The following is a 15,038-nucleotide window of genomic DNA, read 5'->3' on the forward strand; positions in this document are numbered from 1 at the left end:
CGGTGGAGGCGCTGCTCTAGAGATGGCTGCGGACACCACGCTGAGCGCAAAAGACTTCAAGTCAGACCAGGAGGTTCGCTGGTGTCCGGGCTGCGGCGACTACTCGATCCTCGCCGCGCTGCAGTTGCTGATGCCTGAGCTCGGCGTCCGGCGGGAGGACACCGTCTTCATCTCCGGCATCGGTTGTGCAGCTCGTTTCCCGTACTACATGAACACGTACGGCGTGCACAGCATCCACGGCCGCGCGCCCGCCCTGGCCACCGGGATCGCGCTCGCCCGTCCGGATCTCGACGTCTGGGTCGTCACCGGTGACGGCGACGGGCTGTCGATCGGCGGCAACCACCTGATCCACGCGCTGCGCCGCAACGTGAACCTCAAGATCCTGCTGTTCAACAACGAGATCTACGGCCTGACCAAGGGGCAGTACTCGCCCACCTCGCATCAGGGCCAGGTGACCAAGTCCACCCCGTTCGGCTCGCTCGACACGCCGTTCAACCCGGTCTCCCTCGCGCTCGGCGCCGAGGCCAGCTTCGTCGCGCGGACCCTGGACTCGGACCGTCAGCACCTGACCTCTGTGCTGCGCCGGGCGGCCGAGCACCGCGGCTCCGCGTTCGTGGAGATCTACCAGAACTGCCCGATCTTCAACGATGGCGTCTTCGACGTCCTCAAGGACCGCACGGAGGCGCAGGCCCGGATCTTCCACCTCGTCGACGGGCAGCCGGTCGTGGCCGGTGAAGGAGACGAGCAGAAGGTCGTGGTGCGGGACGACCAGGGCGTCATGACCGTCGTGCCACGTGCCGAGGCCGACCGCAACCCAGCTGCCCGCATTGTCGTCCACGACGCATCGGCGACAAACCCCGCCGCCGCGTTCGCCCTCTCCCGGCTCGACTCCCACGAGCTGACCAGCGTGCCCATGGGCGTGTTCCGCGACGTGACCCGGCCGACCTACGACGACCTGCTCCGCGAGCAGATCGACGCGGCGCGCACCGGCCCGATCACCGACGCCGACATCGATGCACTGCTCGCCGGCAGGGACAACTGGCAGGTGGCCGAAACGACCGGGGCGTGACGACGGCGCAGTCGAGCAGCCGGCAGCTCGCATCGCACTCGGAGCCGCACAGCGAGATCGGTCGGGGCATGCTGTTCGGCTTCGCGGCCTACGGCATCTGGGGCCTGTTCCCGCTCTACTTCGATGCCCTGAAGCCGGCGAGCCCCTGGGAGATCCTCGCTCACCGCATCCTCTGGACCCTGCTGTTCTGCGTGATCCTCCTTGCGGTGCTGCGCGACTTCGCCTGGCTGCGTCCGCTGCTGCGACGGCCCCGCCTCATGGCGGGCATCACCGTCGCGGCCGTCGTCATCGCCGTCAACTGGGTCCTCTACGTCACGGCGGTGACGTCCGGGAACACGAGCGAGGCGGCTCTCGGCTACTTCCTCAATCCCCTCGTGACCGTCGCCCTCGGTGTCGTCGTCCTCGGCGAGCGCCTGCGCGTCCTCCAATGGGTCGCGGTCGGGATCGGGCTCGTCGCCGGGATCTACCTCGCCGTGGCCGGCGGCCGGGTACCCGTCATGGCCCTGGCGCTGGCGTTCTCCTTCGCGATCTACAGCCTGACGAAGAAGAAGGTCGGCGCGTCCCTCCAGGCGGTCCAGGGCCTGACCCTCGAGACGGTCATCCTCGCCCCGGTTGCGGCCGGGATCCTCATCGTCATCTCGAACCGGGGGGGCCTGGCCTTCGGGGCCCATGGGGCGTCGCACACCTGGCTGCTCGTCGGGAGCGGCGTCGCGACGGCGGTTCCCCTGCTGCTCTTCGCGGCTGCGGCGCGACGCATCCCGCTCGTCAGCATCGGGCTCATCCAGTTCATCACCCCCGTCATGCAGCTGCTCGTCGCAGTGGTCCTGCTCGACGAGGTGATGTCGACCGAGCGGTGGATCGGCTTCGGCATCGTGTGGGTCGCGCTCATCGTCCTCAGTGTCGACTCCATCCTCGCGATGCGCCGTGCACGTCGACGGGCCGCCGCCAGCCGCGCGACCATCCCTGCAACCATCCCCGCAGCCATCCCGGCAGACGACTGCCCCCGCTGACCCGGGTCGCAAAGAGCGGTTCGCGGTCGCCAACTGCTGCTTCGCTTGGCAGAGTGGACGGATGGCCAGCATCGAGCTGGGGACCCGCACCGGACGACTCGTCATCACCGCTGCCGTCCTGGGGTCCGGCATGGCCCTGCTCGACGGCACGGTCGTCAATGTCGCGCTCGTCCGGATCGGCGAGGACCTCGACGCGAGCATGGCGGACCTCCAGTGGATCACGAACGGCTACCTGCTCGCGCTCGCGTCCCTCATCCTGCTCGGCGGCTCGCTCGGTGACCGGTTCGGGCGACGGCGGGTCTTCGTCATCGGCGTCGTCTGGTTCGCGCTCGCGTCGCTCGCCTGCGGTCTCGCGCAGACCTCCGGGCAGCTCATCGCGGCGCGGATCCTCCAGGGTGTCGGCGGCGCGCTCCTCACCCCCGGGAGCCTGTCCATCATCCAGTCGGTGTTCCGTGAGGGCGACCGGGCCAAGGCCATCGGTGCCTGGTCCGGGCTCGGCGGGATCGCGACGGCGGTCGGCCCGTTCGTGGGCGGGTGGCTCGTCGAGTACGCCTCATGGCGCTGGGCCTTCCTGCTCAACCTGCCCCTGGGCGCGGTCACCGTGTGGATCGCTCAGAGCTCCGTCCCGGAGACGCTTGACGAGGGAGCCCCCCGGAAGTTCGACATCCTGGGCGCGACGCTCGCCACGGTGGCCCTGGCGCTGTCGACCTTCGCGCTGATCCAGTACGAGTCGCTCGGTGCCGGGCTCACGCTGACGCTCGTCGTCCTCGCCCTGGCGTTCGGCGTCGCCTTCGCCATCGTCGAGCAGCGCAGCTCGCACCCGATGGTCCAGCCATCGCTCTTCCGCTCTCGCCAGTTCTCTGCGGCGAACCTCATGACGATGCTCGTCTACGCAGCCCTTGGGGCGATGTTCTTCTTCCTCACCCTCCAGCTGCAGACCGTGCTCGGCTACGGGCCCCTGCTGGCGGGCGTCGCGTCACTGCCCGTCACCGGGATGATGCTGTTCCTCGCCGCCAAGGGCGGGGAGATCGGAGCCCGCATCGGGCCGCGACTGCCGATGACCATCGGGCCGATCGTCTGCGCCATCGGGACGTGGCTGCTCACCGGAGTGGGAGCCGGCGACGACTACTGGACGGCCGTCTTCCCCGGCGTCACCGTCTTCGGCCTCGGCCTCAGCATCCTCGTCGCGCCGCTCACCGCCACCGTTCTCGCGGCGGCCCCGGACCGGTGGGCCGGCATCGCGAGCGGCGTCAACAACGCCGTGGCCCGAGCGGGCAGCCTGCTCGCGGTCGCGGCCCTCCCGGCCGTCGTCGGCCTGAGCGGGGCCGACTACCAACGGCCGGAGGCGTTCAATGCGGGATATGTGAGCGCCATGTGGATCTGCTCCTTCCTGCTCGCGGGGGGAGGCGTCGTGTCCTGGCTGCTCATCCGGAACCCCGAGCGCCCGGCGCCCCCCGCAGCCCGGCCCCCGGCCGAGGTCACGGTCGACGGGAAGCCAGCCCAGCGGCATACGGCACCTGCAGGCTGGTCGTGCTCTGGCTCCGAGGGGTGCCCGGGCACGGCAATCGGGTACGCGGCTCCTGTCACGGACGTCGACGTGCTGCGGGGATCCGAGCACTGACATCGAAGCCTGAGGAGGCACCGAGATGACAAGCACGACGACCAACACGGCGCTCGCCGGCTATTCGGACGACGACCTTGCCCTGGACCTGCGGTGGTGGGAGGCGGCGAACTACCTCACGGTCGGACAGATCTACCTTCAGGACAACGCGCTGCTGCGCGAGCCGCTCACCATCGACCACATCAAGCCGAGGCTGCTCGGCCACTGGGGCACCTGCCCGGGGCTCTCGATGCTCTACGCCCTGCTCAACCGGCTCATCAGGCGCACCGGGTCCGACTGGATCTACATCACCGGACCGGGCCACGGAGGGCCCGCCCTGGTCGCGAGCGCCTACCTCGAGGGCACGTACTCCGAGATCTACCCCGACGTCACGACCGACGCCGGCGGCCTGCACCGGCTGTTCCGCCAGTTCTCCACGCCTGGAGGCGTGCCGAGCCACGTCAGTGTCCAGACGCCCGGAAGCATCCATGAGGGCGGAGAGCTCGGCTATGCGCTGGCGCATGCCGCCGGGGCGGCGTTCGACCACCCGGACCTCTTCGTCGCATGCGTCGTCGGGGACGGCGAGGCCGAGACCGGCCCGCTGGCCGGATCCTGGCGCCTGCCCCACTTCGCCAACCCCCGCCGGGACGGGGCGGTCCTGCCCATCGTCCACCTCAACGGGTACAAGATCGCCGGCCCGACGGTCTTCGGGCGCAGCAGCGACGAAGACGTCGCGGGATATCTCGCGAGCCAGGGCTGGGACCCGATCGTGGTCAGCGGGGACGACCCTGAGGCGGTCTTCCGTGACCTGTGGCGCGCACTCGTCACCTCTTATGGCGCCATCATGCAGCTCCGCGAGACGACCCGGACCGGGGACCACAGCGAGCCCGTCACGCACACGTGGCCGGCGATCATCCTGCGGACGCCCAAGGGGTGGACCGGCCCAGCGGTCGTCGACGGGGTGCAGGTCGAGGGGACGAGCCGCAGCCACCAGGTCCCTCTGTCGGGGCTGCGCGATGACCCGAGCCACCTCACCATGCTCGAGGAGTGGATGCGCAGCTACCACCCGGACGATCACTTCGATGCGGACGGCCGCCTCGTCGACGAGCTGGTCGCCCTAGCCCCCGACGGCGACAAACGGATGGCGGCGAGCCCCTACGCCAATGGCGGCCGGCTGCGCGCCGAGCTGCCGCTGCCGGACCTGCAGCGCTTCGCGCTCGACGTGCCACAGCCGGGCCGGCTGTGGCACGAGAGCACCAGGCCGCTGGGCGAGCTGATGCGTGACATCTATGCCGCGGACATCCGCCCGGACGGCGGCGGCAGCTTCCGGCTGTTCTGTCCGGACGAGACCGCGAGCAACCGGATCCAGGCCGTCTTCGAGGCGACCGACCGCTGTCTGCAGGCGCCCTCCGCAGAGACTGATGCGGACGTCTCCCCGGACGGCCGGGTCATGGAGGTCCTCTCCGAGCACCTCTGCTCCGGTTGGCTCGAGGGCTACGTGTTGACCGGGCGGCACGGGCTCTTCGCGACCTACGAGGCCTTCGCCATGGTCTCGACCTCGATGACGGTCCAGCACGTCAAGTGGCTGCAGCACGCGCAGGAGCTGACCTGGCGCGCGCCCATCGCCTCGCTCAACCTGCTCCTGACGAGCACCTGCTGGCGCAACGACCACAATGGCTTCTCCCACCAGGGACCGGGCCTCATCGACTCGCTGCTGCCGCTCGCACCGGGCGTCGTGCGCGTCTGGCTGCCACCAGACGCCAACAGCGGGCTGTCGATCATGGACCACTGCCTGCGCAGCACCGACCACGTCAACCTCATCGTCCTCGACAAGCAGCCGCACCTGCAGTACCTCACCCTCGAGGAGGCCAACGCGCACTGCGCTGCCGGCGCGGGCATCTGGGAGTGGGCCTCGAACATCCCCGCCACGGAGAAGCCGGACATCGTCCTGGCCTGTGCCGGTGACGTCGCCACGCAGGAGACGCTGGCCGCGGCCGAGCTGCTGCGCGAGTACACCCCGGACTTCAAGGTCCGGGTCGTCAACGTCGTCGACCTCATGGCCCTGCTGCCGGAGGCCGACCACCCCCACGGCTTCCCTGACTCGGTCTTCGATGGTCTGTTCACGAGCGACGTCGACGTCATCTTCGCCTTCCACGGCTACCCGCGGGCGGTTCACCAGCTCATCCACGGCCGGTCCGATCCGGGGCGCTTCCACGTGCGCGGCTTCAGCGAGCAGGGCACGACGACGACACCGTTCGACATGGTGGTGCTCAACCGCACGTCGCGCTACCACCTCGCCCAGGAGGCGCTGCGTCGCACGCTGCGTCGCCCGCCGGCATGGCAGACCCTGACGGACTACTGCACGACGCAGCTCTCGCGGCACCACGACTACATCCGAGAGCACCTGGAGGACATGCCAGAGGTCCGCGACTGGGTCTGGCCCGGCTGATCCATCACCACCGTCAGCCGGCCGATAGCCTGCCGTCGTGGCAACCAGTGTCTATCTCGCGTCCTCCGAGGGACTGTCGGGCAAGTCCGCCGTCGCCCTCGGGATCCTCGACCAGCTGAGCCGACGGGTCGAGCGCGTCGGCGTCTTCCGCCCGATCGTGCGATCCCAGAGCGCCGAGAGCGCCGAGAGCGACCACGTGCTCGACCTGCTGCTGTCACGCCTCGACACCGGGCTCACCGCGGCGGAGGCGTCCGCCGTCGGCTACGACGACGTCCACACCGACCCTGAGGGCGCGATGGCCACCATCGTCGACCGCTTCCACACCGTGGCCGAGCGGTACGACGCGATGCTCATCATCGGCTCGGACTACACGGACGTGACCTCCCCGACCGAGTTCTCCTACAACGCGCGCATCGCTGCGAACCTCGACGCGCCGATGGTCCTCGTCATCTCGAGCAAGGGGCGCACCCCCGAGCAGGTCCGGGTCGCGGCCGAGATCGCCTCGGATGAGGCGAGGACGAACCACGCACGCGTGCTCGCCGTCGTGGCGAACCGGGCCGTGCCCGAGGCCGTCCCGGCCACCCGGGCGGCGTTGGCGGAGGCGCTCGGGGACACAGCGGCATACGTCATCCCGAGTGCGCCGGTGCTGGAGTCGCCGACGGTGCGCGACCTCTTGACTGCGGTCGAGGGCACCCACCTGTACGGCGACGACGACCTGCTCGACCGCGAGGCCCTCGGCCTCGTCGTCGCAGCGATGACCCTGCCCAACGTCCTGGACCGGCTCTTCGAGGGATGCGTCGTGATCACCCCTCCGGACCGCGGAGACGTGCTGCTCGGCCTGCTCCTGGCCCACCGGTCCCAGACCCTGCCGACTCCGTCGGGCATTGTCCTCAACGGCGGCTTCGACCTGCCGGCACCGATCGCGACGCTCGTCGAGGGCCTCGAGGTGCATGTGCCGGTGCTCAGCTGCGCCACGGGCACGATGCAGACCGCCGCGACCCTCTCGGCGGTCGTGCCGCGGCTGACCCGCTCGGCGTCGCGCAAGATCGAGACCGCCCTCAGCCTGTTCGACGAGCACGTCGACGGCGCAGAGCTGCTCGACCGCCTCAAGGTCTCCCCCAGCCACGTCGTCACGCCGCTCATGTTCGAGCACCAGCTGGTCGACCGGGCTCGGGCCGCCGACAAGCACATCGTCCTGCCGGAGGGCGAGGAGGACCGGATCCTGCGTGCCGCAGACCAGCTCCTCCGCCGACGCGTCGTGCGCCTCACCCTGCTCGGCAACCCCGACGCCATCCGGCGGCGGGCCGGCCAGCTCGGCCTCGACGTCGATGGTGCCACCCTCGTGGACCCGCGCGAGGACCCACTGCGGACCCGCTTCGCCGAGCAGTACGCGACCCTGCGCGCGCACAAGGGCATCACGCTCGAGCAGGCCCGCGACGTCGTCGTCGACCCGAGCTACTTCGGCACGATGATGGTGGTCGACGGTTTGGCGGACGGCATGGTGTCCGGTGCGATCCACACGACGGCGCACACCATTCGGCCCGCCCTCGAGGTCGTCAAGACGACCCCCGACGTCAACACCGTCTCGTCGGTGTTCCTCATGTCGCTGGCCGACCGCGTCCTCGTCTACGGCGACTGCGCCGTCATCCCCGACCCGACCGCGGAGCAGCTCGCCGACATCGCCATCTCGTCGGCCGCGACCGCGCAGCAGTTCGGGATCGAACCGCGCGTTGCCATGCTGTCCTACTCGACCGGAGGCTCGGGCACCGGCGCAGACGTCGACAAGGTGCGCACTGCCACGGAGCTCGTGAGGTCCCGGGCGCCGGAGCTGTCGGTCGAGGGACCGATCCAGTACGACGCGGCGGTCGATGCCGCCGTGGCCGCCGCCAAGCTGAAGGACAGCCCGGTGGCCGGACGAGCGACGGTCTTCGTCTTCCCCGACCTCAACACCGGCAACAACACGTACAAGGCCGTGCAGCGGACCTCCGGGGCGGTCGCCATCGGGCCCGTGCTCCAGGGACTCAACAAGCCGGTCAACGACCTCTCCCGAGGAGCACTCGTGCGGGACATCGTCAACACCATCGCCATCACCGCGATCCAGGCGGAGGCCAGCCGGTGAACGGGCTCGTCCTCGTCATCAACGCCGGGTCGTCATCCCTCAAGTACGACCTCATCGACGTCGGCTCGGCCGAGTCCCTCGCCAGCGGACTGGTCGAGCGGATCGGCGAGGCATCTTCGCTGGCAAGGCATTCCGTGGACGGCCAGGATCACCGTCAGGAGGCGAGTCTGGCCGACCACGGCGCGGCCTTCGAGCTGGTACTCGCAGCCTTCGGTGAGCACGGCCCCGACCTCGGCGAGATCGAGCTCCTCGCTGTCGGTCACCGAGTCGTCCACGGCGGCGCCGACTTCAGCGAGCCCACCCGGATCGACGACGACGTGGAGGCGACGATCGAGCGGCTCATCCCCCTGGCGCCCCTGCACAACCCCGCGAACCTCAAGGGGATCAGGGTCGCCCGCGCCCACTTCCCCGACGTGCCGCAGGTCGCCGTCTTCGACACCGCCTTCCACCAGACGCTGCCGCCACGCGCCTACACCTATGCCATCAAGCGGGACTGGCGCGAGGATCACCGGGTGCGCCGCTACGGCTTCCACGGGACCTCGCATTCCTATGTGTCACGGCGCGCCGCGGAGCTGCTGGGCCTGGCCGTCGAGGACGCCAACGTCATCGTCCTCCACCTCGGCAACGGCGCCAGCGCGACCGCTGTCGCTGGCGGGCGCAGCGTCGACACGTCGATGGGCCTGTCGCCCCTCGAGGGCCTCGTCATGGGCACCCGGCCGGGTGATCTCGACCCCTCCCTCCCCGCGCATCTGTCCCGCGCCGGCATCTCCCTCGAGGAGTACGACCGCGCCCTCAACAAGGAGAGCGGCGTCAAGGGCCTCGCCGGGACCAACGACTTCCGTGAGCTCCAGGAGCGGGCCGACGCGGGGGATCGCGACGCTTGCCTCGCGCTCGACGTCGTGGCCCACCGCTTGCGCAAGTACATCGGGGCGTATGCCGCTGTGCTCGGTCGCGTCGATGCCGTGGCCTTCACGGCGGGGATCGGTGAGCACAGTCCCCCGGTCCGGGCGGCCGCCCTACAGGGCCTGACGGAACTGTTCGGCATCGAGCTCGACGAGGCGGCCAACGCCGCCGCGACGTCGGGTGAGCACCGGATCTCGACGGACTCGAGCCGGGTGGCCGTGCTCGTCGTGCCGACGGAGGAGGAGCTCGAGATCGCGCGCGAGGCCGCAGCAGTCGCCACCAGCTAGGCCGCGCCCCGTTGGCGGGCAGAGCATGATGGGGGTCATGAGCGAGCAGCAGACGAGAGGTTTCCGCACCGAACACGACTCGATGGGTGAGGTGCAGGTCCCGCAAGACGCCCTCTACGGGGCGCAGACGGCGCGGGCGATCGAGAACTTCCCCATCAGCGGCCGGCCCGTTCCCCCGGGCGTCGTCCACGCGCTCGCCCGGCTCAAGGCCGCCGCGGCCGCCGTCAACGCCGAGCTCGGCGTGATCGACGGAGAACGTGCGCGGGCCATCGTGGAGGCCGCCCGGGAGGTCGCCGCGGGCCGTCACGACGGACACTTCCCCATCGACGTCTTCCAGACGGGGTCCGGGACGTCGACGAACATGAACGTCAACGAGGTCGTGGCCAGACTCGCCAGCACGTCGAGCGGACTGGATGTCCACCCGAACGACCACGTCAACTACGGCCAGTCGAGCAACGACACCTTCCCGAGCGCCCTGCGCATCGCCGCGACGATCGCCGCACGGGAGGACCTGGTGCCGGCGTTGCGCCATCTGTCGGCCGCTCTGGACCGCAAGGAGGCGGAGTTCGCCGACGTCGTCAAGGCTGGCCGAACTCACCTCATGGACGCGGTGCCGGTGACCCTCGGCCAGGAGTTCGGCGGTTACCGCCGCCAGGTCGAGCTCGGCGCGGACCGGGTCCGGCAGGCGGCCGACGCAACCGCCGAGCTACCACTCGGTGGAACTGCGGCCGGCACCGGACTCAACGCGGCGCCGGGCTTTGCACGCGCTGTCATCGAGCGGGTCTCGGAGTCCACCGGCCAGCCCTTCCGCGAGGCCGAGAACCACTTCGAGGCCCAGTCCGCACAGGACGCCGTCGTCGAGCTGTCCGGAGCCCTCAAGGTGGTCGCGGTCAGCCTGACAAAGATCTGCAACGACCTGCGGTGGATGTCCTCCGGACCACGCACCGGGCTCGGCGAGATCCACCTGCCCGACCTGCAGCCGGGATCGAGCATCATGCCGGGCAAGGTCAACCCGGTCATCCCCGAGGCCACCCTGATGGCGTGCGCCCAGGTCATCGGCAACGACGTGGCGATCACGACAGCCGGCGCAGCCGGGAACTTCGAGCTGAACGTCATGCTGCCCGTCCTCGCCAAGAACGTCCTCGAGTCGATCCAGCTGCTCGCGGCCACGAGCCGCCTCCTCGCCGACCGGTGCGTCGAAGGCATCACGGCTGAAGAGGAGCACGCGCGCACCCTCGCCGAGAGCTCGCCCTCAATCGTGACACCGCTCAACCGGTACATCGGATACGAGGCCGCGGCGGCGGTCGTCAAGCGGGCGGTCAAGGAGCGGAAGACGATTCGTGAGGTCGTCATCGAGGACGGTCACGTCTCGGACGGCCGGCTCAGCGAGGCGCAGCTCGACGAGGCGCTCGACGTGCTGGCCATGACCCGGCCACCCTCCGCCTGAGCTTCCCCCGCAACACGCCCGGAAGATCGGAACTCACCACGTTGCTTCAGGGGTCCGTTGCGTAGTGCCGGGCGTGTTGCGGGTGGCTGGGCTGGGAGCCCGCGTGGGAGCGGCAGGGAACTCAGCGGCATACGACTCATTGCGGATGCCGCTGGGCTCCCAACGCCGCAACACGCCCGGGAACTCGGAACCCACCACGGTTGCTTCAGGGGTCCGTTGCGTAGTGCCGGGCGTGTTGCTGATGGCTGGGTGGGCTGGGACCGGGCCTGGGCGCGGGGCTACGCTCGACGACGTGAGGCTTGACGAGGTCGATGCCTTCGCGACCTCGCTCCCGGGGGTGCGACGAAAGGGCCACCCGGGCCGCGTCGCGTGGTATGTCGACGACCGGCTCGTCGTGCGCGAGGACCTACCGGGCACTCTCCTCGTGCGCGTGCCGATGACGGAGCGGGAGGACCTGCTCGCGCGCCATCCGGAAACCTTCGGCGTACCGCCGCGGTGGGAGGCGCACCACAAGCTCCAGGCTGACTTGGCGGGCGACGCCGACGCGATCCGCGACGCCATCCGACGTGCGTGGTCGATGCAACGCCGCGGCGCCCGGTAGACCCGCGCGTCAGCTCCCGAGCACCCTCTCGAGGTAGGCGTTACCGAAGAGCCGGTCGGGGTCGACGCGCTCGCGGACGGCGCGGAAGTCGTCGAAGCGCGGGTAGACCGAGTGGAGGTAGTCGGCGTCCCGCGAGTGCATCTTGCCCCAGTGCGGGCGCCCTCCGTGGCTGATGGCGATCTGCTCGACGGCGTCGAAGTATGCACCCTCGGCGCGGCGATGGTAGTGGTGCACCGCGACGTAGGCGGTCTCGCGCTCGTAGGCCGTCGACAGCCACACGTCGTCGGGCGCCGCGACGCGGCACTCGACCGGGTACGAAATCGGCTCGTCGTGGCCGTCGACCCACGCCTTGACCTCGAGGAGCACGTCCTTGAGGGCCGCTCGGGGGACGGCCCACTCCGACTCGCGGAACCGGACGTCACGCGCGGTCGCGAAGACCTTGTACGAGGTATCTGTATAGCTGCGCGCGGTCTGGGCCCGGGCAGCGACGTGCATGAGCGGCTTGGTCGCGCGGGGCACCCGCGTGGCGAACCGGCAGGCTGCCTCCCAGACCCGGTTGGTCAGGATCTCGTCGTCGAGGGACTGCCGCCATCGGGGCAGCGGATCCGCCTCGGTGCCCGGCTCGACTCGCGTGTTGCGCTTGACCTGGGTGCGCTCCGTGTGGGGATACCAGTAGAACTCGAAGTGGTCGGTCGACTCGATCTCGTGATCGAGGGAGTCCAGGACGGCGGCGAGTGGCTCCGGGCGCTCATCCGCGTGCAGCAGGAAGGCAGGCACGACTTCGAGCGTCACCTCGGTGATGACGCCGAGCGCGCCCAGGCCGAGTCGTGCGGCGTGGAAGAGATCAGGTGTCTGCGTCGGGGAGCAGTCCACGACCGACCCGTCGGCGAGCACGATCCGCAGCGCGCGGACGCCGCCAGCGAGACCGGTGAACCGCAGGCCCGTGCCATGAGTGCCAGTGGCGATCGCGCCGGCGAGGCTCTGACGGTCGATGTCGCCGAGGTTGGGCAGCGCGAAGCCGAGCTGGGCGAGCTCCTCGTTGAGGACGTGGAGGGGCGTCCCTGCGCGGATCGTCGCCTCGCCGCGAGTGGCATCGATGGTCGTGACGCCGGTGAGGCCGCCGAGGCGCAGCTGCAGGCCATCGGTGAGCGCCACTCCCGTGAAGGAGTGCCCGGCGCCGATCGCCTTGACGCGCAGGCCGCGCCGCCTGGCCTTGCCGATCTCCTCGATGAGCTCTTCCTCGGAGCGTGGCGTCGCGACGCGCGCGAGCGTCGTCGACTCGGTGCCCGCCCAGTTAGACCACTCGATGCTGCGGACGACCTTGCGCTGCGTCTCAGCCAAAGCACTGCCCTTCCCCGCGATAGGTCGGCGCCACCCCGACGACCTCGACACCGTCGACGAGCGCCAGATCCGTGAAACGCTCGGCGAGCTCGCCCGCCTTCGCGTGCCGGAACCATATCCGATCACCGAGGCTGACGCGGGCGGCCGCCGCACCCTTGAGCGGCGTCTGGACCTCGCCGGTCCCCTCCGTGCGCACGAGGCGGAGCCCCTGCTCCTCGAGAGGCTGGGGGACGCGAGACCATCCCGGCGGCCCGGACGCCAGGTAGCCGCCCGAGTAGACCGTGACGAACTCGTCCGAGGGGCGGCGCACCACCGGGCAGCCGAAGAAGGCCGCGGGCTCGAGCGCCAGCCCGTCGTAGTGGTCGAACAACGTGGGAGCGTAGAGCCCCGAGCCTGCGGCGAGCTCGGTGAGGGACGGGTCGAGACCGGCGATGTGCAGGCTGCCGGTGCCGCCCCCGTTGACGAGCTCGAGATCGGTCAGGCTGCGGACGGCGGCAACCACCTCGGCGCGACGGGTTCGCAGCTGGGCCCCGGACCGGACCTTCACCTGTCGGACGGCGGGCGACGTGTCGGGGAGACCGGCGATCTGGGCGTCGTAGAACATCAGCCCCGCCACCACGAGGCCGTGCTCCTGGGCCCGTCGCACGACAGCTTCGATGTCCTCCGGCTCGCGCAGGGGTGAACGGCGGACGCCCAGGTGGGCGGGCCCGAGTCGGAGGGAGGCGTCCACGTCCACGGCGACCCGCAGGCCTTGGTGGCCCGGGACCTCGCGGGCGATGAGATCGACGAGCTCGACACTGTCCACCATGACGCACACGGCGGCGCGACCACCTGGATCGGTGGCGAGCTCGATGAGGGCGGGGATGTCAACGCTCGGATAGGCGACGAGCAGGTTGGTATGGCCGGCACGTGCCCACCAGAGGGCTTCACGCAGGGAGTAGCACATGAGACCGTCGAAGCCGTCCCGGGCGAGGGCGCGCTCGATGAGGGCTCGGCAGCGGAGCGACTTCGTGGCGATCCGGATCGGCTTGCCGTGGGCGCGGTCGACGAGGGTGTCGGCATTGCGGTCGAACGCCGTGAGGTCCACGACGGCGAGCGGGGCGGGCAGATGGGCCGTCGCGCGGGAGAGCCGGTCCGCGACCGGGCTCGGGTGCGCTCGTCGGCTCATGGTCCGGTCGCGGTCAGCCGACGCGCTCGACGACGGAGAGGGCCAGCGTCTGGAGCGCGGCCTTCGCGGGAGTGTCCGGCAGCGGCTCCAGCAGGGCCTGCGCCTCCCGCGCGACGACCAAGGTCTCGGTCCGGGCCGACTCGAGGGCCGGGTGCTGTCGGAGCAGCCCCAGCGCCTCGGCGACGCCCTCGTCGTCGTCCGAGAGGTCCGAGCCGAGCAGCTCGAGCAGCCGCCCATCCGCCGGGTCGGTGGAGGCCTTCGCCCGGAGCACCGCCAAGGTGTCGACCCCTTCGCGGAGGTCGGTACCCGGGGTCTTGCCGCTCGCATCCGAGTCCGAGGCGATGTCGATGAGGTCGTCGGCGAGCTGGAAGGCCATGCCGACCTTCTCCCCATAGACCCGCAGGGTCTCGACGACCTCCGGCCTGCTCCCGCCGAACATCGCCCCGTAGCGGCACGCGGTGGCGGTGAGGGCGCCGGTCTTGTCGGCCAGCACGCCGAGGTAGTAGTCAACGGGGTCGACGCCCGGAGGGCAGGGCCGGTCGTCCCGGATCTGCCCCGAGCACAGGCGGACGAAGGTCTGCGCCTGGATGAGCACGGCCTCGGCGCCGAGGGCGGCGATGAGCTCCGAGGCCTTGCCGAAGAGCAGGTCCCCGACAAGGATCGCCGTCGAGTTGTCGTAGGCGGCGTTGGCGGAGGGAACCCCGCGGCGCACCTCCGCCTCGTCCATGACGTCGTCGTGGTACAGCGACGCGAGATGAGTCAGCTCGACACCCGCGGCGGCCCGCACCACGTCCTCGTTGATGCCGGCACCGAGCTCAGCGGCCAGGAAGGTGAGGAGCGGTCGGAAACGCTTGCCACCCGCCTGTGCGAGGTGCGCGGAGGCGGCCGCGATGAACGGATCCTCGTGGTCGACGACCTCGCGAAGGAGGGCGTCGACCCGGGCGAGCCCGTCCTGCAGGTGTGCCGCCAGCTCCGGCGTGGCACCGGGAATGCGAAGGAGCGGCGGGGTGGCGTGCGTCGTCATGGACTTCCTGGGGCTTGGGC

At 70.4% G+C, this 15,038-nt stretch carries 11 protein-coding genes; 8 read left to right on the forward strand and 3 right to left on the reverse strand.

Annotated features, from left to right (window positions below):
- The first annotated feature begins 22 nt into the window (after window positions 1-22).
- From ABF401_RS02470 to ABF401_RS02505, 8 genes are all read left to right on the forward strand, one after another.
- Window positions 23-1,069: a 2-oxoacid:ferredoxin oxidoreductase subunit beta gene (locus ABF401_RS02470; protein ID WP_353507982.1), complete on the forward strand. Its 1,047-nt coding sequence runs from the start codon at window positions 23-25 to the stop codon at window positions 1,067-1,069.
- 68 nt (window positions 1,070-1,137) lie between these two features.
- Complete coding sequence (gene rarD / locus ABF401_RS02475) at window positions 1,138-2,079, forward strand: EamA family transporter RarD (protein WP_353507983.1); 942 nt, start codon at window positions 1,138-1,140, stop codon at window positions 2,077-2,079.
- A 61-nt stretch (window positions 2,080-2,140) separates the two neighbouring features.
- On the forward strand, window positions 2,141-3,700 hold the full coding sequence (locus tag ABF401_RS02480) for an MFS transporter (protein ID WP_353507947.1): 1,560 nt from the start codon (window positions 2,141-2,143) through the stop codon (window positions 3,698-3,700).
- A 25-nt stretch (window positions 3,701-3,725) separates the two neighbouring features.
- Window positions 3,726-6,128: a phosphoketolase family protein gene (locus ABF401_RS02485; RefSeq protein WP_353507948.1), complete on the forward strand. Its 2,403-nt coding sequence runs from the start codon at window positions 3,726-3,728 to the stop codon at window positions 6,126-6,128.
- Between the two features lie 37 nt (window positions 6,129-6,165).
- The gene (gene pta, locus ABF401_RS02490; RefSeq protein WP_353507949.1) at window positions 6,166-8,247 is read left to right on the forward strand and encodes a phosphate acetyltransferase; all 2,082 of its coding nucleotides are present in this window, start codon (window positions 6,166-6,168) and stop codon (window positions 8,245-8,247) included.
- On the forward strand, window positions 8,244-9,437 hold the full coding sequence (locus ABF401_RS02495; RefSeq protein WP_353507950.1) for an acetate/propionate family kinase: 1,194 nt from the start codon (window positions 8,244-8,246) through the stop codon (window positions 9,435-9,437). Before pta ends, ABF401_RS02495 begins: the two co-directional genes overlap by 4 nt.
- Window positions 9,438-9,474: 37 nt before the next feature.
- Window positions 9,475-10,884 (forward strand): class II fumarate hydratase, encoded by a 1,410-nt coding sequence (locus ABF401_RS02500; protein WP_353507951.1) that lies wholly within the window; start codon window positions 9,475-9,477, stop codon window positions 10,882-10,884.
- A gap of 292 nt (window positions 10,885-11,176) precedes the next feature.
- Entirely contained in the window at window positions 11,177-11,485 is a 309-nt protein-coding gene (locus tag ABF401_RS02505; protein WP_353507952.1) for a hypothetical protein, read from the forward strand.
- A 9-nt stretch (window positions 11,486-11,494) separates the two neighbouring features.
- On the opposite strand, the gene ABF401_RS02510 is transcribed toward ABF401_RS02505, so the two are convergent.
- The 3 genes from ABF401_RS02510 to ABF401_RS02520 are packed head-to-tail and all read right to left on the reverse strand — an operon-like array spanning window position 11,495 to window position 15,018.
- A complete protein-coding gene (locus ABF401_RS02510; protein ID WP_353507953.1) occupies window positions 11,495-12,826 on the reverse strand; it encodes a D-arabinono-1,4-lactone oxidase in 1,332 nt (443 codons plus the stop codon).
- A complete protein-coding gene (locus ABF401_RS02515; protein WP_353507954.1) occupies window positions 12,819-13,994 on the reverse strand; it encodes an alanine racemase in 1,176 nt (391 codons plus the stop codon). The genes ABF401_RS02510 and ABF401_RS02515 overlap by 8 nt, the downstream gene beginning before the upstream one ends.
- 13 nt (window positions 13,995-14,007) lie before the next feature.
- Window positions 14,008-15,018: a polyprenyl synthetase family protein gene (locus ABF401_RS02520; RefSeq protein WP_353507955.1), complete on the reverse strand. Its 1,011-nt coding sequence runs from the start codon at window positions 15,016-15,018 to the stop codon at window positions 14,008-14,010.
- Window positions 15,019-15,038: the final 20 nt, after the last annotated feature.

The sequence above is a fragment of the Intrasporangium sp. genome, assembly GCF_040414665.1.
Classification (GTDB): Bacteria; Actinomycetota; Actinomycetes; order Actinomycetales; family Dermatophilaceae; genus Intrasporangium.